Annotated in this window: 20 protein-coding genes and 1 other annotated feature; of the genes, 3 read left to right on the top strand and 17 right to left on the bottom strand. The window is 34.4% G+C overall.

All coding sequences use genetic code 11. The annotated features are described in order from the left end of the window. The 5 genes from RTP52_RS18760 to RTP52_RS18740 form a co-directional block, all read right to left on the bottom strand. Positions 1-921, bottom strand: a 921-nt coding sequence (locus RTP52_RS18760; protein ID WP_312372896.1) for a class I tRNA ligase family protein, incomplete at its 3' end; no start/stop codon positions are given. A 150-nt stretch (positions 922-1,071) separates the two neighbouring features. After that, positions 1,072-1,361: a binding site (T-box leader), on the bottom strand. A gap of 162 nt (positions 1,362-1,523) precedes the next feature. Next, complete coding sequence (locus RTP52_RS18755) at positions 1,524-1,886, bottom strand: VOC family protein (protein ID WP_312105345.1); 363 nt, start codon at positions 1,884-1,886, stop codon at positions 1,524-1,526. A 149-nt stretch (positions 1,887-2,035) separates the two neighbouring features. Continuing rightward, complete coding sequence (locus RTP52_RS18750; protein WP_312372895.1) at positions 2,036-2,755, bottom strand: MBL fold metallo-hydrolase; 720 nt, start codon at positions 2,753-2,755, stop codon at positions 2,036-2,038. Between the two features lie 362 nt (positions 2,756-3,117). Beyond that, a complete protein-coding gene (locus RTP52_RS18745; RefSeq protein WP_312372894.1) occupies positions 3,118-4,224 on the bottom strand; it encodes a Gfo/Idh/MocA family protein in 1,107 nt (368 codons plus the stop codon). Positions 4,225-4,442: 218 nt separating this feature from the next. Beyond that, positions 4,443-5,093 (bottom strand): ThuA domain-containing protein, encoded by a 651-nt coding sequence (locus tag RTP52_RS18740; protein WP_312372892.1) that lies wholly within the window; start codon positions 5,091-5,093, stop codon positions 4,443-4,445. A gap of 352 nt (positions 5,094-5,445) precedes the next feature. On the opposite strand from RTP52_RS18740, the gene RTP52_RS18735 reads away from it, so the two are divergent. Beyond that, positions 5,446-6,225 carry an AraC family transcriptional regulator gene (locus RTP52_RS18735; RefSeq protein ID WP_312372890.1) on the top strand — a complete coding sequence of 260 codons (780 nt, stop codon included), beginning with the start codon at positions 5,446-5,448 and terminating at the stop codon, positions 6,223-6,225. A 299-nt stretch (positions 6,226-6,524) separates the two neighbouring features. Here RTP52_RS18735 and RTP52_RS18730 read toward each other — a convergent pair whose 3' ends face one another. The 3 genes from RTP52_RS18730 to RTP52_RS18720 are packed head-to-tail and all read right to left on the bottom strand — an operon-like array spanning position 6,525 to position 7,413. Beyond that, a complete protein-coding gene (locus RTP52_RS18730; protein WP_312105332.1) occupies positions 6,525-6,737 on the bottom strand; it encodes a hypothetical protein in 213 nt (70 codons plus the stop codon). Positions 6,738-6,776: 39 nt separating this feature from the next. Continuing rightward, positions 6,777-6,983, bottom strand: a complete 207-nt coding sequence (locus tag RTP52_RS18725) for a helix-turn-helix transcriptional regulator (protein WP_312372888.1) — start codon at positions 6,981-6,983, stop codon at positions 6,777-6,779. Positions 6,984-6,996: 13 nt separating this feature from the next. Then, positions 6,997-7,413 carry a hypothetical protein gene (locus RTP52_RS18720; protein WP_312372886.1) on the bottom strand — a complete coding sequence of 139 codons (417 nt, stop codon included), beginning with the start codon at positions 7,411-7,413 and terminating at the stop codon, positions 6,997-6,999. A 433-nt stretch (positions 7,414-7,846) separates the two neighbouring features. Here RTP52_RS18720 and RTP52_RS18715 point away from each other — a divergent pair, with 433 nt between their 5' ends. After that, complete coding sequence (locus RTP52_RS18715; RefSeq protein WP_312372885.1) at positions 7,847-8,503, top strand: peroxiredoxin; 657 nt, start codon at positions 7,847-7,849, stop codon at positions 8,501-8,503. Positions 8,504-8,595: 92 nt separating this feature from the next. On the opposite strand, the gene RTP52_RS18710 is transcribed toward RTP52_RS18715, so the two are convergent. Beyond that, complete coding sequence (locus RTP52_RS18710) at positions 8,596-10,125, bottom strand: NAD-dependent epimerase/dehydratase family protein (RefSeq protein WP_312372884.1); 1,530 nt, start codon at positions 10,123-10,125, stop codon at positions 8,596-8,598. 344 nt (positions 10,126-10,469) lie between these two features. Here RTP52_RS18710 and RTP52_RS18705 point away from each other — a divergent pair, with 344 nt between their 5' ends. Continuing rightward, on the top strand, positions 10,470-11,144 hold the full coding sequence (locus RTP52_RS18705; protein ID WP_312372882.1) for a TetR/AcrR family transcriptional regulator: 675 nt from the start codon (positions 10,470-10,472) through the stop codon (positions 11,142-11,144). Between the two features lie 171 nt (positions 11,145-11,315). On the opposite strand, the gene RTP52_RS18700 is transcribed toward RTP52_RS18705, so the two are convergent. From RTP52_RS18700 to RTP52_RS18665, 8 genes are all read right to left on the bottom strand, one after another. After that, a complete protein-coding gene (locus RTP52_RS18700) occupies positions 11,316-12,602 on the bottom strand; it encodes a hypothetical protein (protein WP_312372881.1) in 1,287 nt (428 codons plus the stop codon). A 14-nt stretch (positions 12,603-12,616) separates the two neighbouring features. Continuing rightward, complete coding sequence (locus RTP52_RS18695) at positions 12,617-13,453, bottom strand: hypothetical protein (protein ID WP_312372880.1); 837 nt, start codon at positions 13,451-13,453, stop codon at positions 12,617-12,619. Positions 13,454-13,472: 19 nt separating this feature from the next. Continuing rightward, positions 13,473-14,735 carry a DUF5716 family protein gene (locus RTP52_RS18690; protein ID WP_312103794.1) on the bottom strand — a complete coding sequence of 421 codons (1,263 nt, stop codon included), beginning with the start codon at positions 14,733-14,735 and terminating at the stop codon, positions 13,473-13,475. 15 nt (positions 14,736-14,750) lie between these two features. Then, positions 14,751-18,308, bottom strand: coding sequence for a DUF5717 family protein (locus tag RTP52_RS18685; protein ID WP_312372879.1), 3,558 nt, complete (start codon positions 18,306-18,308; stop codon positions 14,751-14,753). A 210-nt stretch (positions 18,309-18,518) separates the two neighbouring features. Further along, positions 18,519-19,322 carry a hypothetical protein gene (locus tag RTP52_RS18680; protein ID WP_312372878.1) on the bottom strand — a complete coding sequence of 268 codons (804 nt, stop codon included), beginning with the start codon at positions 19,320-19,322 and terminating at the stop codon, positions 18,519-18,521. A 213-nt stretch (positions 19,323-19,535) separates the two neighbouring features. Then, positions 19,536-20,729: a MalY/PatB family protein gene (locus tag RTP52_RS18675; RefSeq protein WP_312372877.1), complete on the bottom strand. Its 1,194-nt coding sequence runs from the start codon at positions 20,727-20,729 to the stop codon at positions 19,536-19,538. 247 nt (positions 20,730-20,976) lie between these two features. Beyond that, on the bottom strand, positions 20,977-21,882 hold the full coding sequence (locus RTP52_RS18670; protein ID WP_312103800.1) for a DUF4097 family beta strand repeat-containing protein: 906 nt from the start codon (positions 21,880-21,882) through the stop codon (positions 20,977-20,979). Continuing rightward, positions 21,879-22,431: LiaF domain-containing protein (locus RTP52_RS18665; protein ID WP_312372876.1), on the bottom strand; the 553-nt coding region annotated here is incomplete at its 5' end. The genes RTP52_RS18670 and RTP52_RS18665, both read right to left, overlap by 4 nt.

The following is a 22,431-nucleotide window of genomic DNA, read 5'->3' as shown; positions in this document are numbered from 1 at the left end:
ATTTACGTTAATCGTAGCATCATCATTCATGATATTGATTTCTGGAAGGTTATTTCTCTTACCAACTTCGAAGTCATTAGGGTCATGTGCTGGTGTAATCTTAACAACACCTGTTCCGAAATCCTTCTCAACATAGCTATCCCCGATGATTGGAATCTCACGGTCAACAAAAGGAAGTTTTACCTTCTTGCCAATGAGGTGCATATAACGCTCATCTTCTGGATGAACTGCAACAGCAGTATCACCAAGCATAGTCTCAGGTCTAGTGGTTGCAAAACAAAGATACTCATCCGTACCTACTACTGGATATTTGATATGCCAGAAATGTCCTGCCTGATCCTCATACTCAACCTCAGCATCAGAAATAGAAGTATGACAAACTGGACACCAGTTAATGATACGGGAACCTTTATAAATCATTCCCTTCTCATACATCTTTACGAATACTTCTTCTACTGCTTTGGAGCAGCCTTCATCCATCGTAAATCTTTCTCTATCCCAATCACAGGAGGAACCAAGTTTTTTAAGCTGTCCGATAATACGTCCGCCGTATTCGTCTTTCCATTCCCATGCTCTCTTTAAAAAGCCTTCACGGCCAAGCTGGTCTTTATCGATTCCTTCCTTTTTTAAAGCTTCGATAATCTTAACTTCTGTTGCAATGGAAGCATGGTCTGTACCTGGCTGCCAAAGTGCATTAAAGCCTTGCATTCTCTTAAAACGAATTAAGATGTCCTGCATCGTATTATCAAGTGCGTGGCCCATGTGAAGCTGACCAGTAATGTTTGGTGGTGGAATCACAATCGTAAATGGTTTCTTTGTCTTATCAACTTCGGCATGGAAATATTTTTTCTCCAGCCATTTCTCATACAATCTGCCCTCTATGTCCTTAGGATCATAGGTTTTTGCTAACTCTTTTTGCATAAGAATCTCCTTTCCTATCTTAAAAATAATTCAACTAAGTTGTGTAATAAAATAAATTTAAACTATTTAGCTTTTCATAAAGTTACTATAGATATTTGGTGGTATTTCTTGTACAAAAATGTATTAATGCATAAAAAAAGGTCCTTCGCCGATAAGGACGAAGAACCGTGGTACCACCTTAATTTGTGAATAAAAAACATTTCCTACCATGTCACCAGTTGTGGCATTAAGAATTTTTTTAGTATTCACCTCTTTCGCATTTCTAATCAAAACGCTCGTCTATAACGGGACTTCCCGGCATTTCCTACACGCTACTTAAAGTTTCAGAAACACTGTTCCGGAGCTACCTTCGATAAGCACTACTTGAAACAACCTCACAGCCAATGGATTGTTATCTCTGACAAGGTTACTTATGTAATCCTCTCCATCACTACATTTATCCTATATTTTTATATTTCTTATCATATGCAAACTTTTAAAAATTGTCAAGGCTTTTTCATTCTGTCCAGAAAATAACTATTTATTTGCTAGAGAAACTCTAACCAATAACCATTTTTGCTCATCCAAGTATTCAGTATAGAGTTATATTACTATTCTAATGATTATTTTGCTGGAACAACCTCTAACCAATAACCATCTGGATCTACAATAAAGTAAATGTGCATTGCAGGATTTTCATAAATTACACAATTCATTTCTTTATGTTTCTTTAAAGCCGCATCATAATCATCTACAACAAATGCCAAATGAAATTCATTTTCACCCAAGTTATAGGCTTCTTTGCGATCATGAAGATAGGTTAATTCAAGGCAATGTGTAGTGCTTCCATCTCCTAGATAAACTAAAGTAAAATCTTTCGATTCATGTCTTCTAACTTCCTTTAATCCTAGTGCTTCCTCATAAAATGCTAATGATTTTTCTAAATCTAATACGTTAAAATTATTATGTGCAAATTTAAAATTCATATAATCACCTTATCTCCTTTTTTATATATTATATTGCTAAATTGTAATTATATTTTTTTGATTTTACGCTTATTAAGCTTTGAAGTTAAACCAATACGGGACATTCTTACGTAAAAAAGATCATTGTACATTAAAGTCTTATAAATCCGTTAACACTCGAACACTTGCCCTGGTTCCATTACATCAAAAATCCTATCTCGGTAATCTTTCGAAACTTCCATTTCCTTTAGTCTCTGTATTACATCTGGTTTTTCCCAGTAATGCATTGGAAATGCATTGATAACTTCAGCTTCTCGCATGACATGGTCAAATCCAAGATAAAATCTCTCTTCTTGTCTTCCATCGAGCGGTAAAAATGCTAGATCAAGATGACGCCCCTTTAATTTATCGATTTCCGTAAAAAATCGTTTCGTCATATCTTGGTATTCTTCTTCCGTTTCACCTTTCCAGGTCCACCAATTTAAATCGCCTGCAAAGTAAATAGTCTTACCAAATAAGGTAACCATAAAAGCTACTCCTTCATCCGTAGAGGTTAATGTTTCAACCTTTATATCCTCCATTATCTGATAAGTTTCATTCTTACGTAAATATTGTATCTTATCTCTTGCTTCTTCTGGAATTTGAACCCGCTCCATATATTTTTCATTCATTTTTATATCGTTTGATAATAAAAATGATATATTCTTATAATCCTTTGCAAGTTTAAATATTATTTTACTAAAATGATCCGCATGCTTATGGCTGGAAAAAACGTAAATCTTCTTGTCGCTATCAAACCGAGGTAAGTCCCCTTTAAAATAGTCAAATATTAATACAACTTCCTGTTCTTCCACTGTAAAGCAGCTGTGGTAAATATAGGTTACTTTCATATTAACTCCAATCTATGAGTATATACATATATATAAATCAACATGTTAAAAGTTCTTATCTTTTATATTATCAACATATTAAAAGCTCTTATCTTTATACAATATCTACTTAAGTTCCAGCGCAAACTGCCAATGGAATAATCTTTGTTTAATCAACTCTTTCCTGCGCTTCTTTAGCTAACTGAGTTCTGTAATTTCAAATGTATTTCTAGGTTTATTATAACTTGTATTTGATTCAAAATGCAAGCCTATAAGAAAAGAGTTAAAAGGCAGATTCTCGTGTAATTCTACAAAGTTCTACCTTTTAACTCTAGCCTTTAACTACTTATTAACCACTGCTTTAACGCATGCTATGAAATAAACTATGATATACCTCCCTTAATTAAATTCATTCCCAATGGCTTAGGAGGTTCACAGCGTGTCGATAACTCGACAAAAGATTTTGCCTCCTGACTGGTATGTAATGCATGCATAATTTCTAAAACGTGACATGCTAATTCTCCACTGGCACGATTGTTATCCGTTTGGCTTAAAATACAGTTTGCCATATCCGATAATCCCGCTCCACGGCTATTCATGCTATAGATACTACTTAACGGAAAAGCTTCAAAGGATTTTGAAAAATACTGTTTGATAAGAACTTCCCCATCAAAGCAATTCGGATCAGGTACAATCAAGCTTCCTCTGGTACCGTAAACCTCTATTCTTGGCAAAGTTGAGCCCCATACATCAAAGCTTGTAATTATGTTACCAATTGCTCCATTTTCAAATCTTAACAACCCTGTTACATGGGTTGGAACTTCTACTGGTACTATCTCACCAAACTTTTTCTCACTGGTGATTGTTCTAGTTGGGAACGAAATCGAATTCATTCCAACCACTTCTTTTACAGGACCAATCATAGAAACAAGAGCTGTTAGGTAGTAAGGTCCCATATCAAACATCGGACCACCACCTATCTGATAATAAAATTCTGGATCTGGATGCCAGCTTTCATGACCATGGCACATCATAAAAGCAGTAGCTCCAATCACCTCTCCTATGTAACCATCGTTAATTGCCTTAATACAAGTTTGTATACCTGCTCCTAAAAAGGTATCTGGTGCACAACCAAGCAATCGTTTCTTTTCTTTGGCTAAGGAAACTAACTCCTTTCCTTCCTCTAACTTTAAGGAAAGAGGTTTTTCCACATAGACATGTTTTCCTGCTAATATCGCATCTTTACATATGGAGTAATGGCTCTTTGGAGTGGTTAGATTTAAAATAACCGCTATTTCTGGTGATTGTATCATTTCATCATAAGTTAGCACATGCTCTACCTGAAACTTTTCAGCTGCTTGCTTTGCTTTCTCAACCTCTAAATCACAAACTGCATAAAGTTTTAAATTCACAAAAAGAGTTGTGATATTTTGCATATAAATATTACTAATGTTTCCACATCCAATAATTCCAACATTAACTTTCTCCATGATAACCTCCGATTCCATTAAGCTCTTTCTGACTTAACATTCTACATGATACAAGTTTGTGTAAAAAATTTTAGTAAGATAAAAATTTATATCAAATTTATTTCTTAATTATTATCTTGCTATCTGAATTTATCTCGCGCATAAATTTATCTCGCTGCATGAATTTATCTTACTGCATGAATTTATCTCGCTGCATGAATTTATCTTGCTGTATGAATTTATCTTGCCGCATAAAGAAATCCACGTCTCATGATCTCATACGCTTCAGGAATATCAAAAATGTCTGCGTGGTGCCCTAACGATGAATAGAACACTTTTCCTTCTCCCCACATCTTGGTATATACAACCGGAATTTCTACATTTCCGTTAGAAGCATGCGGTCCATCTACAACTGGAAATGTGGTGGTAGCATAAATTTTGATTGCAGGATCAATATGAAGATAATATTGTTCGGAGCAAACTTTAAAATCAGAAAGTCCTTTGGTAAAGTAGTCATCATTTGACACGTGTACCATATACTCTACACCATCATTTCCCGGATGAGCTACCCACTGTGCACCCGTCATAAACTGCCATTCCACTTCATTACGGAAAGAATCACACATCCCACCATGACACCCTGCAAGCCCTGTTCCTAACGAAACCGCAACTGATACATTATGTACATAATCTGACGGAATTGTTCCCATCGTCCAAACCGGAATGATTAAGTCATAATTTTTTAGATTTTCTGCATCCGATAGACATTCTAGTGTATCATGTATCTCTACCAAAAATCCTTCCTCTTCTAACATTTTCTGAAATACCTTACTAACCAAAACTGGCTCATGTCCATCCCATCCACCTTGAACTATTAATGCTCTTTTCATCATAACTCCCATCTGCGTGCTTTAGCACGCCTACAAATCAAGATACCTCATTTTCTACACTTTAGTAGCTTAATAATGACAGTAACTTTGCTCGTCAATACAAATAGCCATTGACACCTTTGATTCATTTATAGTATAGCAATCAAAGGAATTGATAGAAAGAAAATAGCTTAGATAAATTAGACATATTTTTACCTTTAAGATATTGTAGCTTCTAAATTTCTTATGTATAATGTAAGACAAGGAAAAGCACACTTCGCTAAACTTTTTCATCATGAATAATGAATGACGATACATGAAGAATTAACAGTGAAGCAATTTTACGTGAACGACGATGAATGGAGGATTATCGGTGAAGCTATTTTATGAAAATAAGTCACGAACTTTAAATTTATATCAAGGTACCAATATGACATTTCCTCCCCATTTACATAAAGAAATTGAGATTCTTATTTGTCAAAGAGGAGCTGTTGAGGCAACCTGCAATGGGAAAACCTTACTTTTAGAAGAATCTGACATAATGATAGCCTTACCAAATACAATACATTCGTATGAAACAAAGGAATACTGCGAATACGTTCTCTGTATTCTATCTCCAGACACGCTTCCAATGTTTAAACGTTACTTTCAAAAAGAATTTACTACTCCATTTCTACAAAGGGAAAAAACAAAAAAAATAACACCCTTTGTTAAGATGCTATTAGAAGAATGGAAAGGTGACCAAAATCAAGAACTAATGATAAGCTACCTCTCTGTTATTTTCTCACTCATCCTAAAAAATACAACCTTTACAGAAAAAGCAACCTCTACTTATGAAGATATCCTTCCTTCCATATTGGTTTATGTAGAAGATCACTACTTAGAGCAGTTTTCCCTGGGGGATTTAGCTTCCCATTTAGGATTCCATCCTTCTTATATATCACGGTTGTTTTCTGAACGCGTTCATTGTACCTTAACACATTATATAATGGAATTGAGAATTAGTTATGCAAAACACTTATTGCAGAATACTGAAAAAAGTATCACTGAGATAGCTTATGAATGTGGATTTACTACACAGCGCACATTTAATCGAGTGTTTTCACAGTTAGTGAAATCATCCCCTCGGGAATTTCGAAAGTCGTTATCGTAAAAACTCATCCGTATAGGTAATCGCTTTATTCTTTTTTTTGTAATTCTGAAACCTGTTCCAAAAAATAATTCTTTAAATCCTCCTTCCTTCCTATTTATATAATTATAAAAAAATAGACCCTATAAGGTAGAGTCAGTTAATTTTAAGAGTTATCCTCTTTTTTTAACTGCTTATCTTATAGGGTCTATTTTATTCAAACACTTACATTACCTTTATTATTTCAATTGACAGGCATACCCAATTTTTGAAGCTATTTTACGCACGATTGCATACGTGTTGTTTAATTTTATTTCTACAATCTACTTAATTATAAAAGAAATTACACCTATTATTATACATATAACTCCACCTATAAATTGGCCTAAACCAGATGCTTCTCCAAGTAAAAGTAGATTAAATAAATTTTTTTGTTTTTGAGTTTTCCCTACGAAAGCGTCATCAGTTTTCAATCTGTGAATTCCCCACAACATTAATAATACTCCAAAAACTATAATAAATATTTTCATAGTCATAATATTTTTTCTCCCTTTTTTATCTAATTTAATTCATATTTATAAATAATCAACATCTTCAAATATAAACACATCTTCAATAGCTAGTCCAAAAACTGAAGCTATTCTATGAGCTATTAAAACAGATGGATTATATTTCTGATTTTCTAAAGAAATGATTGTTCTTGACGAAACTCCAACTAAATCTGCTAATTCTTGTTGTGTTTTTTCATGATCTAATCTTAACTCTTTAATCTTATTTTTCATTATGTTCACCTAATCAATAATAATTATTATAGAATTTTTTAGCCAGAATATTAATAAAACTAGAAGCTAATATAATAATAAATAAAGCGTTGTTTGTCTGAATGTTAATAAAATTCGTCATAAACATGATAATAAATATTAAAATAATTATAACTTTCATAGTTAAATTAGCAACTTTTCCATCAATTAATTCATCTCTTTCATCATATTCTTTAGAACACTCTATATCCATCTGCTTTTTATTAGAATAATATTTAATATGAGAAATTATAGTTAGAATAAAAATAAGTATCCCTAATCCTACCATTAAGAATCCAGAATTAAATCCTTCTATTGGACTAAACATTTCATGTTTAAAGAATATCTCTATGAAACCTATTAAAAAAGCTATGAAAGAAATTAAATAGGATTCTAAAAGTTTATTTTTCAAGTAATTACCTCCTGTCAAATATAATAAAATATGAAGTAAACTTCATGAAGTTTTTTTCATATTTGCAATAATAAACTAGATTAAAATAATTGTCAATAATAAACTAGATTGTAATATTTGTAAATAATAGACCTGAATTAAAATATCTATCAATTATAGACCTAAATTAAAATATCTATCAATTATAGACCTAAATTAAAATATCTATCAATTATAGACCCGAATTGAAATATCTATCAATTATAGACCTAAATTGAAATATTGATTAATTATAAACCTAAATTATATCAATGAGGAGTAAACTATTATAAGCTAAGAACATTAGGGCCAAAACTAGTAAAAATACTTTATCCACATTTCTAAACTCTACTGTAACGGCTTACCCTTAACTGCATATCATATTACTGATAAACTATTCTTTGGAGGCACTTCCTTGGAAATTAATCATCTTAGTATCGGTATGACTGCACCTGATTTCACAGCTGTTACGACTTTTGGACCGTTGAAAATGTCCGATCTCAAAGGACGTTGGGTTATTTTATTTTCACATCCTGGCGATTTTACACCTGTTTGCACTACTGAATTTCTCTCATTCGCCCAGAACGCTCCTGCATTTGATAAACTAAATGCTAGTCTGGTTGGGCTTAGTATTGATAGTAATCCCTCCCATCTTGCTTGGGTGAACAGCATTTACCTAAATACCGGTGTTCAAATTCCATTCCCGGTAATTGCAGATCGTTCCGGTGATATCGCACGTTTATATGGAATGCTCGCTCCTGAAGTGAGTACCACTCAAACTGTTCGTAACGTATTTTTTATCGATCCTAAACAAATAATTCGTGCTATCTTAATCTACCCACTCACCAATGGACGTTGTACTGCTGAAATTCTTCGTTTGTTACATGCTCTTCAGACTACAGATGAATTTAATGTCGTTACACCTGCATGTTGGAAACCTGGCGATCCAGTTATGGTTCCTGCTCCTGCCACATATGAACAATTGGTAAAAAGAGAAAACAATCCAACAGGGGAAGGTTTGGAATGTAAGGATTGGTTTTGGTGTTATAAAACTATGGAAACAAATAAATAAGGGACATAATAATCCAAGCCCTTAAAAGTGAAAGGGATACCCAGCAGAACGAACGTTTCTCTTTAGAATCGTATTCTACTGGGTATTTTGGTTTAAACCATAAGCTCATTCACTTCTTTTTTGTACTCCTTAAGTGATATCTCTCCATCATGAAGTGGATCCCACACTTGAGCAAAGAATGGATCTATCATTGCTCTCCTCCCATAATTCCAGCTTTCTCTTTCACACACGGGACACCAATGACCTCCTTCTAAAATAAGTCTAGGACTTGCCTCAAAGGTGTGCCCAAAAGCACAAGTAAAGGTAAGCGGTGTTCTTAAGTCTCCTACTTTCATGCTTGAAGAATTTATTTTACCTCCACGAAATACTGCAGCTTCATTTATATCGCTAAGATCCAGCTTGTTTTTTGGTTTATCTTCCTCATATCCATGATTTAGTACAATTGCTCGGTTCCAATCCTTTTGTATTTCTAGGTCATGAACCGATGCTGGTAACTGTTCCCACTTATCCTTACTCCCCCAATAAGCAGAAATCTGATCCTCCATATTATTCTCTATAAAATGTACCGTTCCATGTTCTGTTCTTGCCATCTTCAGAAATACCTTTTTTAAAATACTTCCCATCATCTTCTGACCACCCGGAATCTTACAAATGATCTTTGATATAGAAGCAGTTACTCCTAAATTCTTAATATACTCTTTATAAAAATACTGCATGGAATCTTGACGAAAATGAAGAAAATCCTCAAGTTTATCCGAATCCAAATAATATTGTCCGTGAAAGTTTTTTGTAGCAAACCATCTTGGGCTAATTACAAAATCTAAATCCTGAATCCCGATAGCACCAAATATATCTTGAAACATCGAATAAGTATCAACACGACAGCTCTCACCACCACCAATATTGTAAATGTGGTTCCAAAACTCTGGACTTAATTCCTCTTGATGATCTAGTGAACAAAGATTTCGTAGCAATCTACCAGAATCGCGATCGGATACATACTCCAAAACATTATAAAGTCCATTATGAAATAAGATTGGGTCATTTATCTTACTCATTGCTGGTCCCATAATCCCAGTCTGCCTAAGACTAACCCAGTAAGTTAGTCCTGACTCAATTACAATACGTTCTGCCGCAACCTTAGATACCGCATAGTAATCAAAGATACTTGGCTTTATCGGATCCCCTACTCTTCCCCAATGAATTGGCGGTATTCGATCCCCCGTCTCTGCAACCGTACCTATATACACAAGTTTTACTTTCTCCATCCGACCTTGCTCTCGTATTGCAGTTAGAATATTTTTTGTAGAACCATAATTCGTTTTCATAGCAAGTAATGGATAATAGTCTGCTGCCGGTGAAACAAAGGCAGCAACATGTAAAATGATGTCTGCGTGGCTTACACATTCAAACACATCCTTGTAATTTGTTAGGTCTCCCCAATATATATTTACACCATTTAACTTTTCGTAGGGCTCTATTAACTCCTTCTTATTGTCCGTATGACGAACTAGAAGTATAACCTCAAATTTATCTAGTTCTTCGACCAATTCTTTAAGAACGGAATATCCCATGGTACCAGTAGCCCCTGTTAAAAAGATTCGCGTCTTATTCATATCCATACTAACCTCCATTTCTGTTCAGTAGGCAGGGTATTTGTGCCAAGGCCGAAGCAGGAACAAATATCCGGCTACACTAACTCCCATTTTCGTGCTTCAGCAGCATATAAAAGAAAAAGTGCTTTTAATAGGGCTATTAATCCCCATTGACAGCTCCATTTATTTCCACTATCATAAATAGCATAGTATTCATTTTTACAAGTCTTTGTAATTTCTTATCCTTATCATATCCACACTGTGTCGGATTAACAACCATCAGTTTAGCTTCATCTGTTGTTAGCTCGACAAATACATTTCATATGTCGTATTACGAACAGAAATTATTTTTTTGTATGGAGGATTCATACATGGCAGAAAAAAATAACCAAAGAGTGAAGTTGTCTAAAATGCTACTAAAGAATAGCCTTATCGAAATAATGCATGAGAAACCAGTAGAAAAAATCACAATAAAAGAACTCTGTGAAAATGCAGGAATTAATCGTTCTACCTTCTATCTTTACTATACGGATCCAGTTTCATTGTTGGTTGAATTAGAAAATGAAGTATTAGATAATGCGAAAGAATTTCTTGGAAAAGTGGACTCTAATCAAGATACACTTCCCTATCTGATCACATTTTTAGATTATATAAAAGATAACTCTATGATATTTAATACCTTACTTCGTCCACAAGAAAATCTGTCTTTCCAGACTAAATTCATGAAGGATATATTAGCTCATCTAAAATCTGCTGTCATGCTAAACTGCCCTCCAGACATATCAGAATATATCTATAATTACGTAATCATGGGGAGTTTAAGTGTAATTCAACATTGGATTCAATGCGACTATAATATAAAAAGTAATGAGATGGCAACTCTAATTTATCAATTATCAAATACTGCTATTATGAACTATGTTCCAAACAACTCGAAAGTTAATCAAGCAGTAGCATCTAAGCCTACTAGTAAAACAAGCTCACAAACTATGACTACTTCAAGCAAGAAAAAGTACACTTCGCAAACTTTTCCTTGTCATGAATAAGAATATACTGAAACAAGTTGCACAAAAAATACAACAAAAAGAACTTATAGAAGTACTCACTACCTTTTATAAGTTCTTTTTTATATTCATTATTTCATTACTGTATTAATTTATATATTTACCATAATTTTTTTTACTATTATATTATTTTTTTTTATTATATCTTACTCCTTATATGATTTCGCTATCATATTCCGGATTTCTTGTACGAATACCCTCTAGAGAATTACGTACTAAATCCAGTTGTTTTGCACATAAATCAATATGTTCACGAAGCTTTTGTCTACGAACATTTAAACGGTGACGAACCTCAACCATTTCTTTTTTATCAAGTAGGGCTTCTGCCTGATACCCCCAAACTTCTGCATCGTCAATCCCATGCTTTCTTAGTTCCTTCACTAACTCCTCTTGATAGTAACCAAGTAGCTCGGTATTTTGCTCTAAGCGTTCTAATTCTTCTCTTTCTTTTAAAAACAACTGGTACCTAGCCATAAGTTCCTGATATCCGGTGGTATGATATTTCTCATAGGAATAGTCAAGCATCGCTGTGCAATTAACATACTTAAGTTTCACCTTATTAATTAATGAAACCGCACGATTTAGTTTAAGCTCTGCCATCTTTTGCTTGTACGAACATCTTCTTGTGTCATAGATAATGTATGCGACTAAAAAAACTCCAAAAAAACCAGTCAAAAGAATTGGTAATGACAAATCCGCCTCCACTGCATTATCCAATAAAAACAATCCACCAAATAATAGTAGGATTAATACAAAACCTACGATTGCTAATTGTTTTAGAAATTTTGCCTTTGAAACTGCCTGCTCTCTATCATAGCTTAATACACCTTTTTCTCCCTCAAGCTGACGCAAATCTTCTTTAATAAGCTGTTGATAATGTTCCTGTTCCTTTAGCTTTGGAAGCTCCCTTTTAATGTCTTCTTCTAGCCTATTCATCTCTGCAAACTGAGCTTCTGATAGCTTACGATCGATGTTTAAATAATTTTTTCTTTCTTTTTCAAAGTTTATAATCTTATTCGCAGCATCCAAATAAGGCTTTTTTTGGCCATCCGGAATTTGCTCGATTTTTTGTATATCAGACAGATAGGAGGTCACTGCCTCATATTCTTGTTTCGTTTCTTCTAATTGAGCAGTCAACTCAAGTATCTGACTTTTATGCTCCTTAATTACATCGCCAAGGTTTTCCTCTTTGATTTCCCCTTGATATGGATTTAGCCCATTTATTTCTACACTATTGTTTCTCTTATTTTTCGCTTGCTCTTTTTTCCTTTTCTTCTTCTCTAAAAAAGAAAGATTCTCCTCCTCAATGCTAAATGGAGTTTGAGCCACGGAAGAACCAGAATATTTTTCTAGTGCTTCCTCCACTGACATTTGAACAAAGTCTGTGTTTTTTATTCGTTTGTCTTCTTTATTCTTCTTTCGAGATGAAAATAAACCCATGCCAATCCTCTTTTCTATATGCTATCCTTGCGGTATTCTATTTTTAACTGCTTAACAAGTTCATTCAAACGCTCATAGAACTCTGTGTATTTTCCATTCTCTTTTAGCTCCGAGAGCTTAACTACCTCTGCATAAAAACTTGTATATTCTGAAAGTTCTAAGGTTTGATAAAGCTCCTCCTCCATAGATTTAAGTAATTCACGATCACCCACAAGAATTTTGACTTCTCTTTCAAACAAAGCCTCTCGTTTACTACACTTTAGTGCATAAAGATATTGCTTTAGTGAACTTTCTTTGTGATTACGCTCGTAAGCTTCACGAAACTTATCTGCGGCTACCATAAATGCCCCTGTTCTCGCTTCTAAGACGCCCATATTATGTAGGATATCTCCATATTCTTCACTAGTTAAATCCGTAAACTCCCTGCTATTAAGAATTTCCAAGTACTCTTTCATTGCTTCTTTATACCTATGATGGGATAAACAAAAATCCGCTTGTCTTTTTTTTCTTTGTATTGGGGTTAATCGAAACAGAATATCAATTTCCGCTAATAATTGATTAATTTCAGTCTTATCATATAGGTCACAACTGCAAAGAATACTGACTACTAAATCCTTAATACCTGACTTCTTTTTTAGTAATTCCTCTAAGAAATCCGCCCTCTCCTTAAGTCCTAATTCCTCTCTAATAAAATCTATTAACTCTTGATTGAATAGTTCCTCACTAACAGATTCCAAATTATGATAGATATAATAGCATAGTTCTTCAATCGTATAGACGGGAGTACCTGTTAGCTTGAAACAATATGGTTTCTCGGCTGTTGTTCCTGCACAAAGAATTAATTTTCCCATAATAAACTCCATTCTTCCATTATAAGGTAAGCATTTGCTCCCAAATACGATAATTTGTCTCGTAAAATACACCAAATCCAACATCACGAACTGTTACAATCGCAGTCTCTCGATCGATAAAGTGAACTGTAACCGAAAGCTTGATCGTCTTATTCTCTCTTTCCATTAACCCATCTAGGGATAACACCTCATAAAGTGGTTCCCTATTTAAAAGATTTGTTACTGTAAATGATAATTCCTTGGTCTGATCAAGTATTACTGTCACTGTATTGTTTGCTTTCCACCATGGAGTCCCCGCTTTTATCAAACAAAAATCTACTTCCTTTGCATTTTCATAAAGTCGTAACGAAATGTTTGATGTAATCATCTCTTCACTTAAGAATAAATAATTTTGGAAGCTATCGTCAAGAAAGCCCTTCGCGGCTAAACAGGTCCCCTTCGCATACAGGTTCTGCCCTAAAAAAACTCGGCGGGAACTGCTTAGACGAACTAACACATCTCGAACCCAGTTTCCTTCAAATCCCTTTCCAGTTACAAACACAGCACTAGTTAAACGCCTATATAATACCTGATTCATAAGCCTTTCAAGACGATATAAAACTCGCTCTATTGGTTCTTGTTCAAACAATTCTGGTGTCAGCTCATTGCTTAAATCCATGCGTTCCACTATTACGGTAAAGGGCTGCATCCTTCGATTTACTGTAAGATTATAATAAAAGAGCCCAGTCTCATCATAAGTAAACAAAGATACATCATGCATCCAAATCTCTGGCTTCTGGCTTAGTACATAATACATATAGCTTTGCACTTGACTTATAATATGAACTCTGTCCCTATAAATCCCCAATTCTTCTAAACTAAGATATATCATCTCTGTCATGTTAGGAGTAAGATCAGGTACGGTAATCACTAGCTTTTGTATGCTACTATTTAGGAACTGCTGCCTTACTACCATGAATGCTTTTTTAAAAAACTTTGTTAATAGCATTACCGGGGTAAAGGTTGCTCCATAAATCGTTATGCTCTCCTGATGTTCTAATTTTTCTAGTATATTTTCTATTAATAATGATCCACCAAGACTTGAGCTTCGTAATGCTTCTTCACCAACCATCCACTCCTTGTTCGATTCCTTTACTGCTAAACAGGTAGGAAACAATGGATTCGATTGATTTTGTGTTAAAAAAATCGGAACGGCATCCCCAGTCTGTGATTGATAATAATAAATTTGTGACGTTTCATTCGTAATTTCAAAGCCTATTAATAATTGCTTATTCTCCCCCATGGTTTCCTCCTTCCATTAATCAATTGCTTTAAATAAAGTTTCAATTGTAAACTTTTGCTTTACATAATTATCTAATAGCCGAAGTGCTGTTACATCATCTTTTAACTCTTTTGCTTCCATAATATGATTTAATTGATTATAACAATCATCTCCGGATGTCTCTTCTTCCATTGCACCAATTATCGTTTTACTTTCCGTTACTTCTTCCCCTAGTTCTGTAATCTCTGTAATATAATATTGTAGTTCCTCCTTATAAAACAGTACAAAATCCTTAACGAAGATACCATAACACTGATTTTGCATCTCTTCTACAGTAAACGCCTTCTCACCACTCTCATTCCCATAAGAATAGTGAATCATAACACGATTTTTGGGATTTGTCCGATATTCCACATAACATTTATCGTACATGTGCTGTGGAATCCTCATGTTTTTCTTAAATTCTTTAAAAAATGGTAGTACGATTCCCTTCTGAACTAGTCTACTCAAATGGTAATCTATAAATTTCACTTCGCTATCTGTTAATTGTTCCATCGTAGAATAGTGTTTTAATATAGCACGTAGCGCTACGTCATTCTCCTCATAATTTAACTCCTTACGAATGACCTCAAACAATTCTGGTTCTGTAACACGGTCTCGTAGCAGATATTTGTAGCTATAGAAGGATAAAAATGCACGAGTTAACTTCCGATTACAACCTTTACGATAGAAAGATAAAAATACCTGAATCGAATTTCCTAGATAGCTTTCTGCAAACAACATTTGACCAAGTAGACGCTCTTCTAAATCAAAGGTATCAATGTTTTTCTCTTTCGCCATTTGCCATAACTCATACATCTGTGCTGTTGTACCATAGAAATATTTAACCAAATAAGAAAGAGTTGCTTCCTCGTAATAACCCTTTGTAAATAAATAAAAAGCAATCTGTAATAAGATCTCTTGATACCTCGATACTTCATCAGCACTTGATAGCAAATGATTACATAACCTTTGAAGTCTTTTTATTTCTACTCCCTCATATCCTAGCTCCTCCATCGCATGAAGTGCAAGCGGATACAATTCACGAATTATCATAAATTCAATCATTTTATATCGACTTTGTTGTTCAAATACCTTTAAATCAATGATTTTTAAATAGCTTTCTAAAATTTCACCTTCAAAATTATCATAATAATAATGAATTAAGGTTTGAATAAAGTCTCTTCGATATTCCTTCGTTAGGGTTGACAGCTGTACTACTCTCTTTCTTAACTCAACAGTGTACTCATCAAACTTTGGATAAACTAAAGTTTTTTCAGATAAATACAAAATAAGTTCTGCCTGATCCGGATTTATCGCATAACAAGTTTCTAGTAACTGTGTGAAATGAGTCAATTTCTTTAAGGTATAGGAAGCCAAAGTATAATAACGCTGCTCTTTATGATCGATAAAGAAAATCTGTGCTTGATCTGTATAAAGATTAATAAATGCGTGTCCATCGGTTAATGGTACAATGCATTCCTCCTGTAATTCTTTGTGCCGGGTAGCAACACTCTTAATCTTTGGATTTTCACATACCACTTCATGAACAAACGAAATTTTGGGTATTAATTCTGCAAGCTCTGCATCCACTGGTGTTTCAGGAAGTAATGCATCTGCTAAAACAGTCAGATGGCGATGAAAGACACCAGCAAATAACTGACGTTTTAAAAACTGTAACATTTCCAAACGGTGATGATCCATGATAACCATATTATCTCTATGTTTTGTTAGTAAGCAAGCATAGTAAAACGCTCTTTTCCTATCCGGAAGTTTATTATCATAAGTAAAATAAGAAATTACTGCAGGATGTATTTCTTGATACTCCTCCCCCATACTATAGATATAATATTCCTGAAGTTCAGTAATTCTTAATTGCTGTTCTATACCTAGCCTATAATAGCGATGATAACAAGTATCTCTTTTATGCCCCCTGATTAATATACTAATCATCGCATAAAGAGCATCCTTTAATTCAAATTGTTCATAAATTTGATCCAATATACGTAGGAGATGCTTATGAGGAACTTTGCATTTACTCGCCAAATATGCTACTGCAGTTGCGGTTTCCTTCTTTAAAAAACGATTCCTTAATGCAAAAGATATTACCTGTAACTCAAAAGAATTAAGCTCTCGTAACAAGAGGGTATCTTCACGAAGTAAAAGAGCTGCTTCGTAATATAAGATAGGGCTATGAATTCCTTGTTCAAATCGTTCTTTCAAGTCTTTTAATTTCTGTGCAGGATTTGTAGCATAGGACTTATTTAAGTATAACTGACACCAAAATAGAAACAGTTCCTTTGGATATTGATCCGATAACCCCATTACTTCTTGAAATACACTAAGTGCATCCTGATCTGATTTTTTGCTTAATGTTTTTAAATACAGATAAATTCCATATGCAACTGGTTCATTCTTCTTAAGTTCTTCTTTCTTTTGTTCCAATGCCTCAAACGTTGATGTAACCATTCCTTCTTTACCAGAAATTAATTTTAGGTGAAGATGGAACAGCTCAAAAAGAATACTTTCCTTTTCTCCAGATAGTAAGCTAAGTAAAATGCTCTCTGCTTCGCTCACATATTTGGATAAGGATATCCTATCTAGACGAAAATCCAGATAGTTTTTCGTTAGCTTTACATAACAAGACTTCTCTTTTTGTAAGGCTATTCGCCTACCAACATTTTGTCTTCTACAATGAACGGAAACCTTTATTACAAATCTCTGTAAGGCAACATCAATATAAATGTTACCATAATGTAACCCTTCCTTCATTCCCTCTGTTTGTACAACAAAATTAAGCTCTGCCTCACCAGTTGCAAAACTCTCCATAAGTAACGTATTCTTCTGTAGCTCAAGGAATTTACCATCTGTTTTTATAATGGCCTCGGAATGTCCCCAACCTTCTTTTTTAATAAGTATCTTATCCATGAAATTATAGGGACCTGCTTCATAGTGAAGTTCTGTTTTATCTACTTGAAAGAAAGCGGGCACCTTTTTGTGGGTAGCAATTAAGAATTCTTCGAGTGCCTGACTGGCAGAACTACTCTTTTTTAGTGCTTGATAGAGTGATAGATATTGATTATCATAATACGCTAACACCTGTCCAAATTTCTCTGATTGAAAAACTTCCATTGCTTCTTCCCAATTGGTCCACGCAAGGCCTGCAAACTCGAATAAGTTCTTTATCTTTCCTACAGTAGATTCACAACTTGGTGATGTAATATGTATAGCAACTGGTAGTACAAACTCACCACAATCTGAAATAATATGAATCTTTTCCTCATAACTAGTCAGAGCTTCCATATACTCCGCTGTAAAATAATATTCTATCGTTGAAACTTCGCCAATGAACCGATCATTTTCCATATGTAAGTTTTGATTGGTGGAATATAAGACACCTTTCATCCTGGTATTTAGATTATTTTGAATCGTAAAAGTCCCACGATAAATACTCCCACACTCAACATAAAGTTCCAGCGATTCTTCTGAGAGGATAACCTCAGGTAAGTTATAGTTAAATACACCCCTTGCTAATTGCTCAATCTTCTCTTTCATCGTTTCACCCCATGCCTTTTTACCATATCATTATTCCAATAATTATAACATTTTGTGACAATCTTTTCAACAATCATCAATTTTACCAAAACCTGCATATCATTATTTTTACCGAAACCTATATGAGAAAGAAAAAAAGAGCAGGTCATGTAAAAAGAATTACTTGAACTGCTCTTGCATTCTATGGAAGCTTATTTAGCTTCCCAATAATTAATTTATTTTAATAAAATCTGAACTTTCCTCTTCGAAACGATAAATGTTCTCTCCTGACACAGAAACATAGTACATGCCTACCAATTGATTTTCTGCACGGCCTTCAAATACATTGAAACAATAGCAATCTTCTCCGGCAACCACTGTAGTCCAAGAATCTGCAACCACATTATAATGAGCTAGCGTATTTACCAAACCAAGCTTTTCCTTTTTCACCTTCTTTAATAGCTCCAAAGCCTCTGCTTGTGTTATCGTATCTTCATTTTGATTTACGCTTTCTACGTTATCTAATGGGAACTTTGTAAATGGGGTTACATTCCCATTAACATCATAGCTATAAAGAGCTCCACTCTTCTTGTTAACAATAATCGCTGGCTCCAAGATGCCATTTAAATCCGATACAACATAAACATAGTAGGTATCACCATCAATATTTAGATGATCATCCGACAAATCTATGCTATACTTTGAAGTATCTAGTTTTGCCAAAACAAGTTTCTTTGCTTCTTCCTCCGAAAGATCACCAAGTGGTGTCTTCGTTGGCGTTGGTGTAACCGTTACCTCTGGAGTTGGAGTTAATGTAATCCCAGGTGCTGGAGTCATCGCTACCGGTGTTGGCAGTGGTGTAGTTGTTATATTGTTATTTGCCTCTGGAGTAATCAGTGTATCATCTACTGAGGTCTGCTTATTCTTTTTATCACTACACCCAGTAAATGTAAAAATTATTGCGAAAGTAAAAAGCACCATGATGCACTTTAACTTACGATTCCATAGGAATAATTTCTCTCTTTCTTTCTTCATATTGAAACCTCCGTTTATTCATACATATATAACTGTTATTTACTTACTCTCACTACTTTTACCAGCCCTTATTTCAGGTACATGCCAAAAATATATTCTCCTGTACCTGGCCCCTAACCTAAGAACTTTGACCCATAGTATAACACCTAATTTTGAACTATCCATTAAGTTTGTATTGATGTTTTGTTAAATCTACCTCTGTTTTTAATGATTTTACCTTAAATCGACAAAAACCTGCTCTAATTGTCTCATCGCCTTTTCTAGATAAGCTCTTGGAGTCGCTAAGTTAACTCTTTCAAATCCTTCGCCTTCTTCTCCAAACATCCCACCTACATTTAATCGTAGCTTTGCTTCTTTCACAATTTTTTGCTCAAGCTCTTCCTTGGTTAACTGATACGCTCTAAAATCAAGCCAAATAAGATAAGTTCCCTCAGGCTCAATCAAAGATATCTTAGGTAAATGTTTCTTTAAAAACTCTCTTACATAATTAAGATTTCCTAATAGATACTCATTTAGCTCCTCTAACCATGGTTTCCCAAACTCATAAGCAGCTTTACAAGCTATCATTCCAAAGATATTAGGCTCATCATAACCAACGCTTTTTATCTCCTCGATCACCTTTTCACGAATCTCCTCATTTTCAATAATAACATTAGAGATTTGAAGCCCAGCTAAGTTAAACGTTTTTGTTGGTGAAGTACATGAAATTGTCATATTCCCAAATTCTTTACTAATCGATGCAAAACAAGTATGTTTAAATCCTGGATATACAAAATCAAAATGTATCTCATCGGAAACAACAACTACGCCATATTTTCTGCATATTTCACCTATCGAAATCAATTCGTCCCTCGTCCATACTCGTCCCACTGGATTATGTGGATTACATAAGATAAATAATTTCACATTATGTAGCTGAATTTTTTCTTCAAAATCTTTTAGATCCATCTCATAATGAATGGTACCATTTAACATTACTTCTTTTAAAGGAGAATTAATCAGTTTCCTGTTGTTTGCTTCCACCATCCTTGTAAATGGATGGTATACAGGTCTTTGTATTATAACAGAATCACCCTCTTTGGTTATTGCACGTATTGCCATAGCTAGGGCAAAAACAATTCCAGGCGCATTCAAATACCACTCTCTTTTTGTTTTATAATTATGTTCATTTTCCATATATGAGGTAACAGTATCCCAATAATCTTTCTTTGGCATGGAGTATCCATAGATTCCATGCTTCGCACGTTCCACTAGGGCATCTGTGATTTCCGGCACAGTCTCAAAATCCATATCTGCTACCCAAAGTGACAACTCCTCACCGGAATATCCCGATTCCTTTGCAAAATCATATTTCACACAATTGGTACCTGTTCGCTCTATCCATTTATCAAAATTATATTTCCCCATAAATCAAACCTTCTTTCGTAACAGTGTACGCGTATTTTATCATGATATCCACAAAAAAGCAATCTTACTTGGAATTTATCCACAGGATGTGAAAAAAACTTACTAAAGGTAAGAGACCTCCTCGTGGTTTAGAAACAAGAAAAAGATATACTCTGTACAAGTTTTGTCCATTCACTAGACATTGTACAGCGTATATCTTTTTAGTTAATCATCATATGGCAAAGTATCGCTTCAACTTCCCTATTTACTAATTGTAGAAATTAATTAAAACACGCCCAGAACCACCATCAATTCTAATTTCATTGCTTACATCACTATTACGATCCTTATAATCATCTGTTCTTATTCCATCAATCCATATACCACCAGAACCACTATCAGAATTAATGTTATAGTCTTCTCGTTTTCCCTCTAGTTCAAAGGAAACTCTACCACTTCCACAGTCAAGGGAAGTCTTTCCAAGTAACTGACCGGAATAGGAAATGGAACCTGAACTACCGTCAAACACTACATCTCTAAAAATTGCGTTCTCTATTTTTATATTACCAGAACCACAATCCATCTTTCCTTTATCAAATTGCACATAATCTAATCGGCTTGAACCAGAGCCTAAATTCATATCTGACTTCTTAGCGTATAAATTACGTCCTATAAAGCTGCCAGATCCACCATCAATAATCATATTATCAGCGGATAAATCATTAACCTCCATGGTAGCAGAGCCACTATCAAGTTCTACTTTACCAGCAGTAAAATCACGAGGTACTGTCACAATGATTTCCATATCACTATTCCAATTCCCTGACCACCTAAATATCCATGAAATATTAAATCTATCCTTATCCTTAATTGTTAGCGTACCATCAGAGGTAACCTTTACCTCTAGAGTATCTGGAACATTTTTTGCTTCTACAATAACCTTATTGGTATCACCACTTACTATAGTAAGCTTCTTATCGTCATTGGAGATATTTAGATTTTTAACAGTATCAAAATCTTTTGTAAAACTAACGTAATTTTTATTATATTCATAAGCATCGATTCCGGAACCCAATCCAGAAACTACAGCAACAATGCTTGATAGAATGCCTACCATAAGAAATGCAGCAAACCCCATAGCAAAATATTTGATAACTTTTTGTAAAGGACTCATCGGATATCTACACCTCCAAACATACAAGTTGCATTAATATAGATTGTCGGAACTTCTCCCGATATGCGTCTACGATGGTTACTTACTCCTCCAAAGAAGGAACTAGAAGATACCTTAATACGAACATTGTCTGGTACGAAAATATCAATACCACCAAAGATTGAGGTTGCATCAATACAAACATTTTCCTCAATGATAGCACTTCTTAAATCAAGTCTAACTCCTCCGAAAATAGAGTTTAATTCAGCTCCTTGAAATCGCTGATTTGGAAATTGTACCGTATTACCACTAAAGGTTGCCGCATAGCTACATTCCTTTGGTATCGGAGTCTGCACTTTGCTACTACCATTAAATGCAGTACGCATTAAAATATTAAGCCCGATAATTATTAAAACAACAGGAACAATAAGCTTTCGTACGGTATCTGCCAAGAAAATTCCTTGACAATTTAATAGTAGCATAATACCAACTACTAGACCAATGAGAGAAAATCCCCCAAATCCACTGCGAATAATTGAAATACCACAAGGTACTATCAAAAATAAGGTC

This window comes from Lachnoclostridium sp. (genome assembly GCF_031997925.1).
In the GTDB taxonomy this organism is placed as follows: domain Bacteria; phylum Bacillota; class Clostridia; order Lachnospirales; family Lachnospiraceae; genus Lachnoclostridium.
Note: the sequence above shows the minus strand (reverse complement) of the source record. Positions and strands in the feature narration are given on the sequence as shown.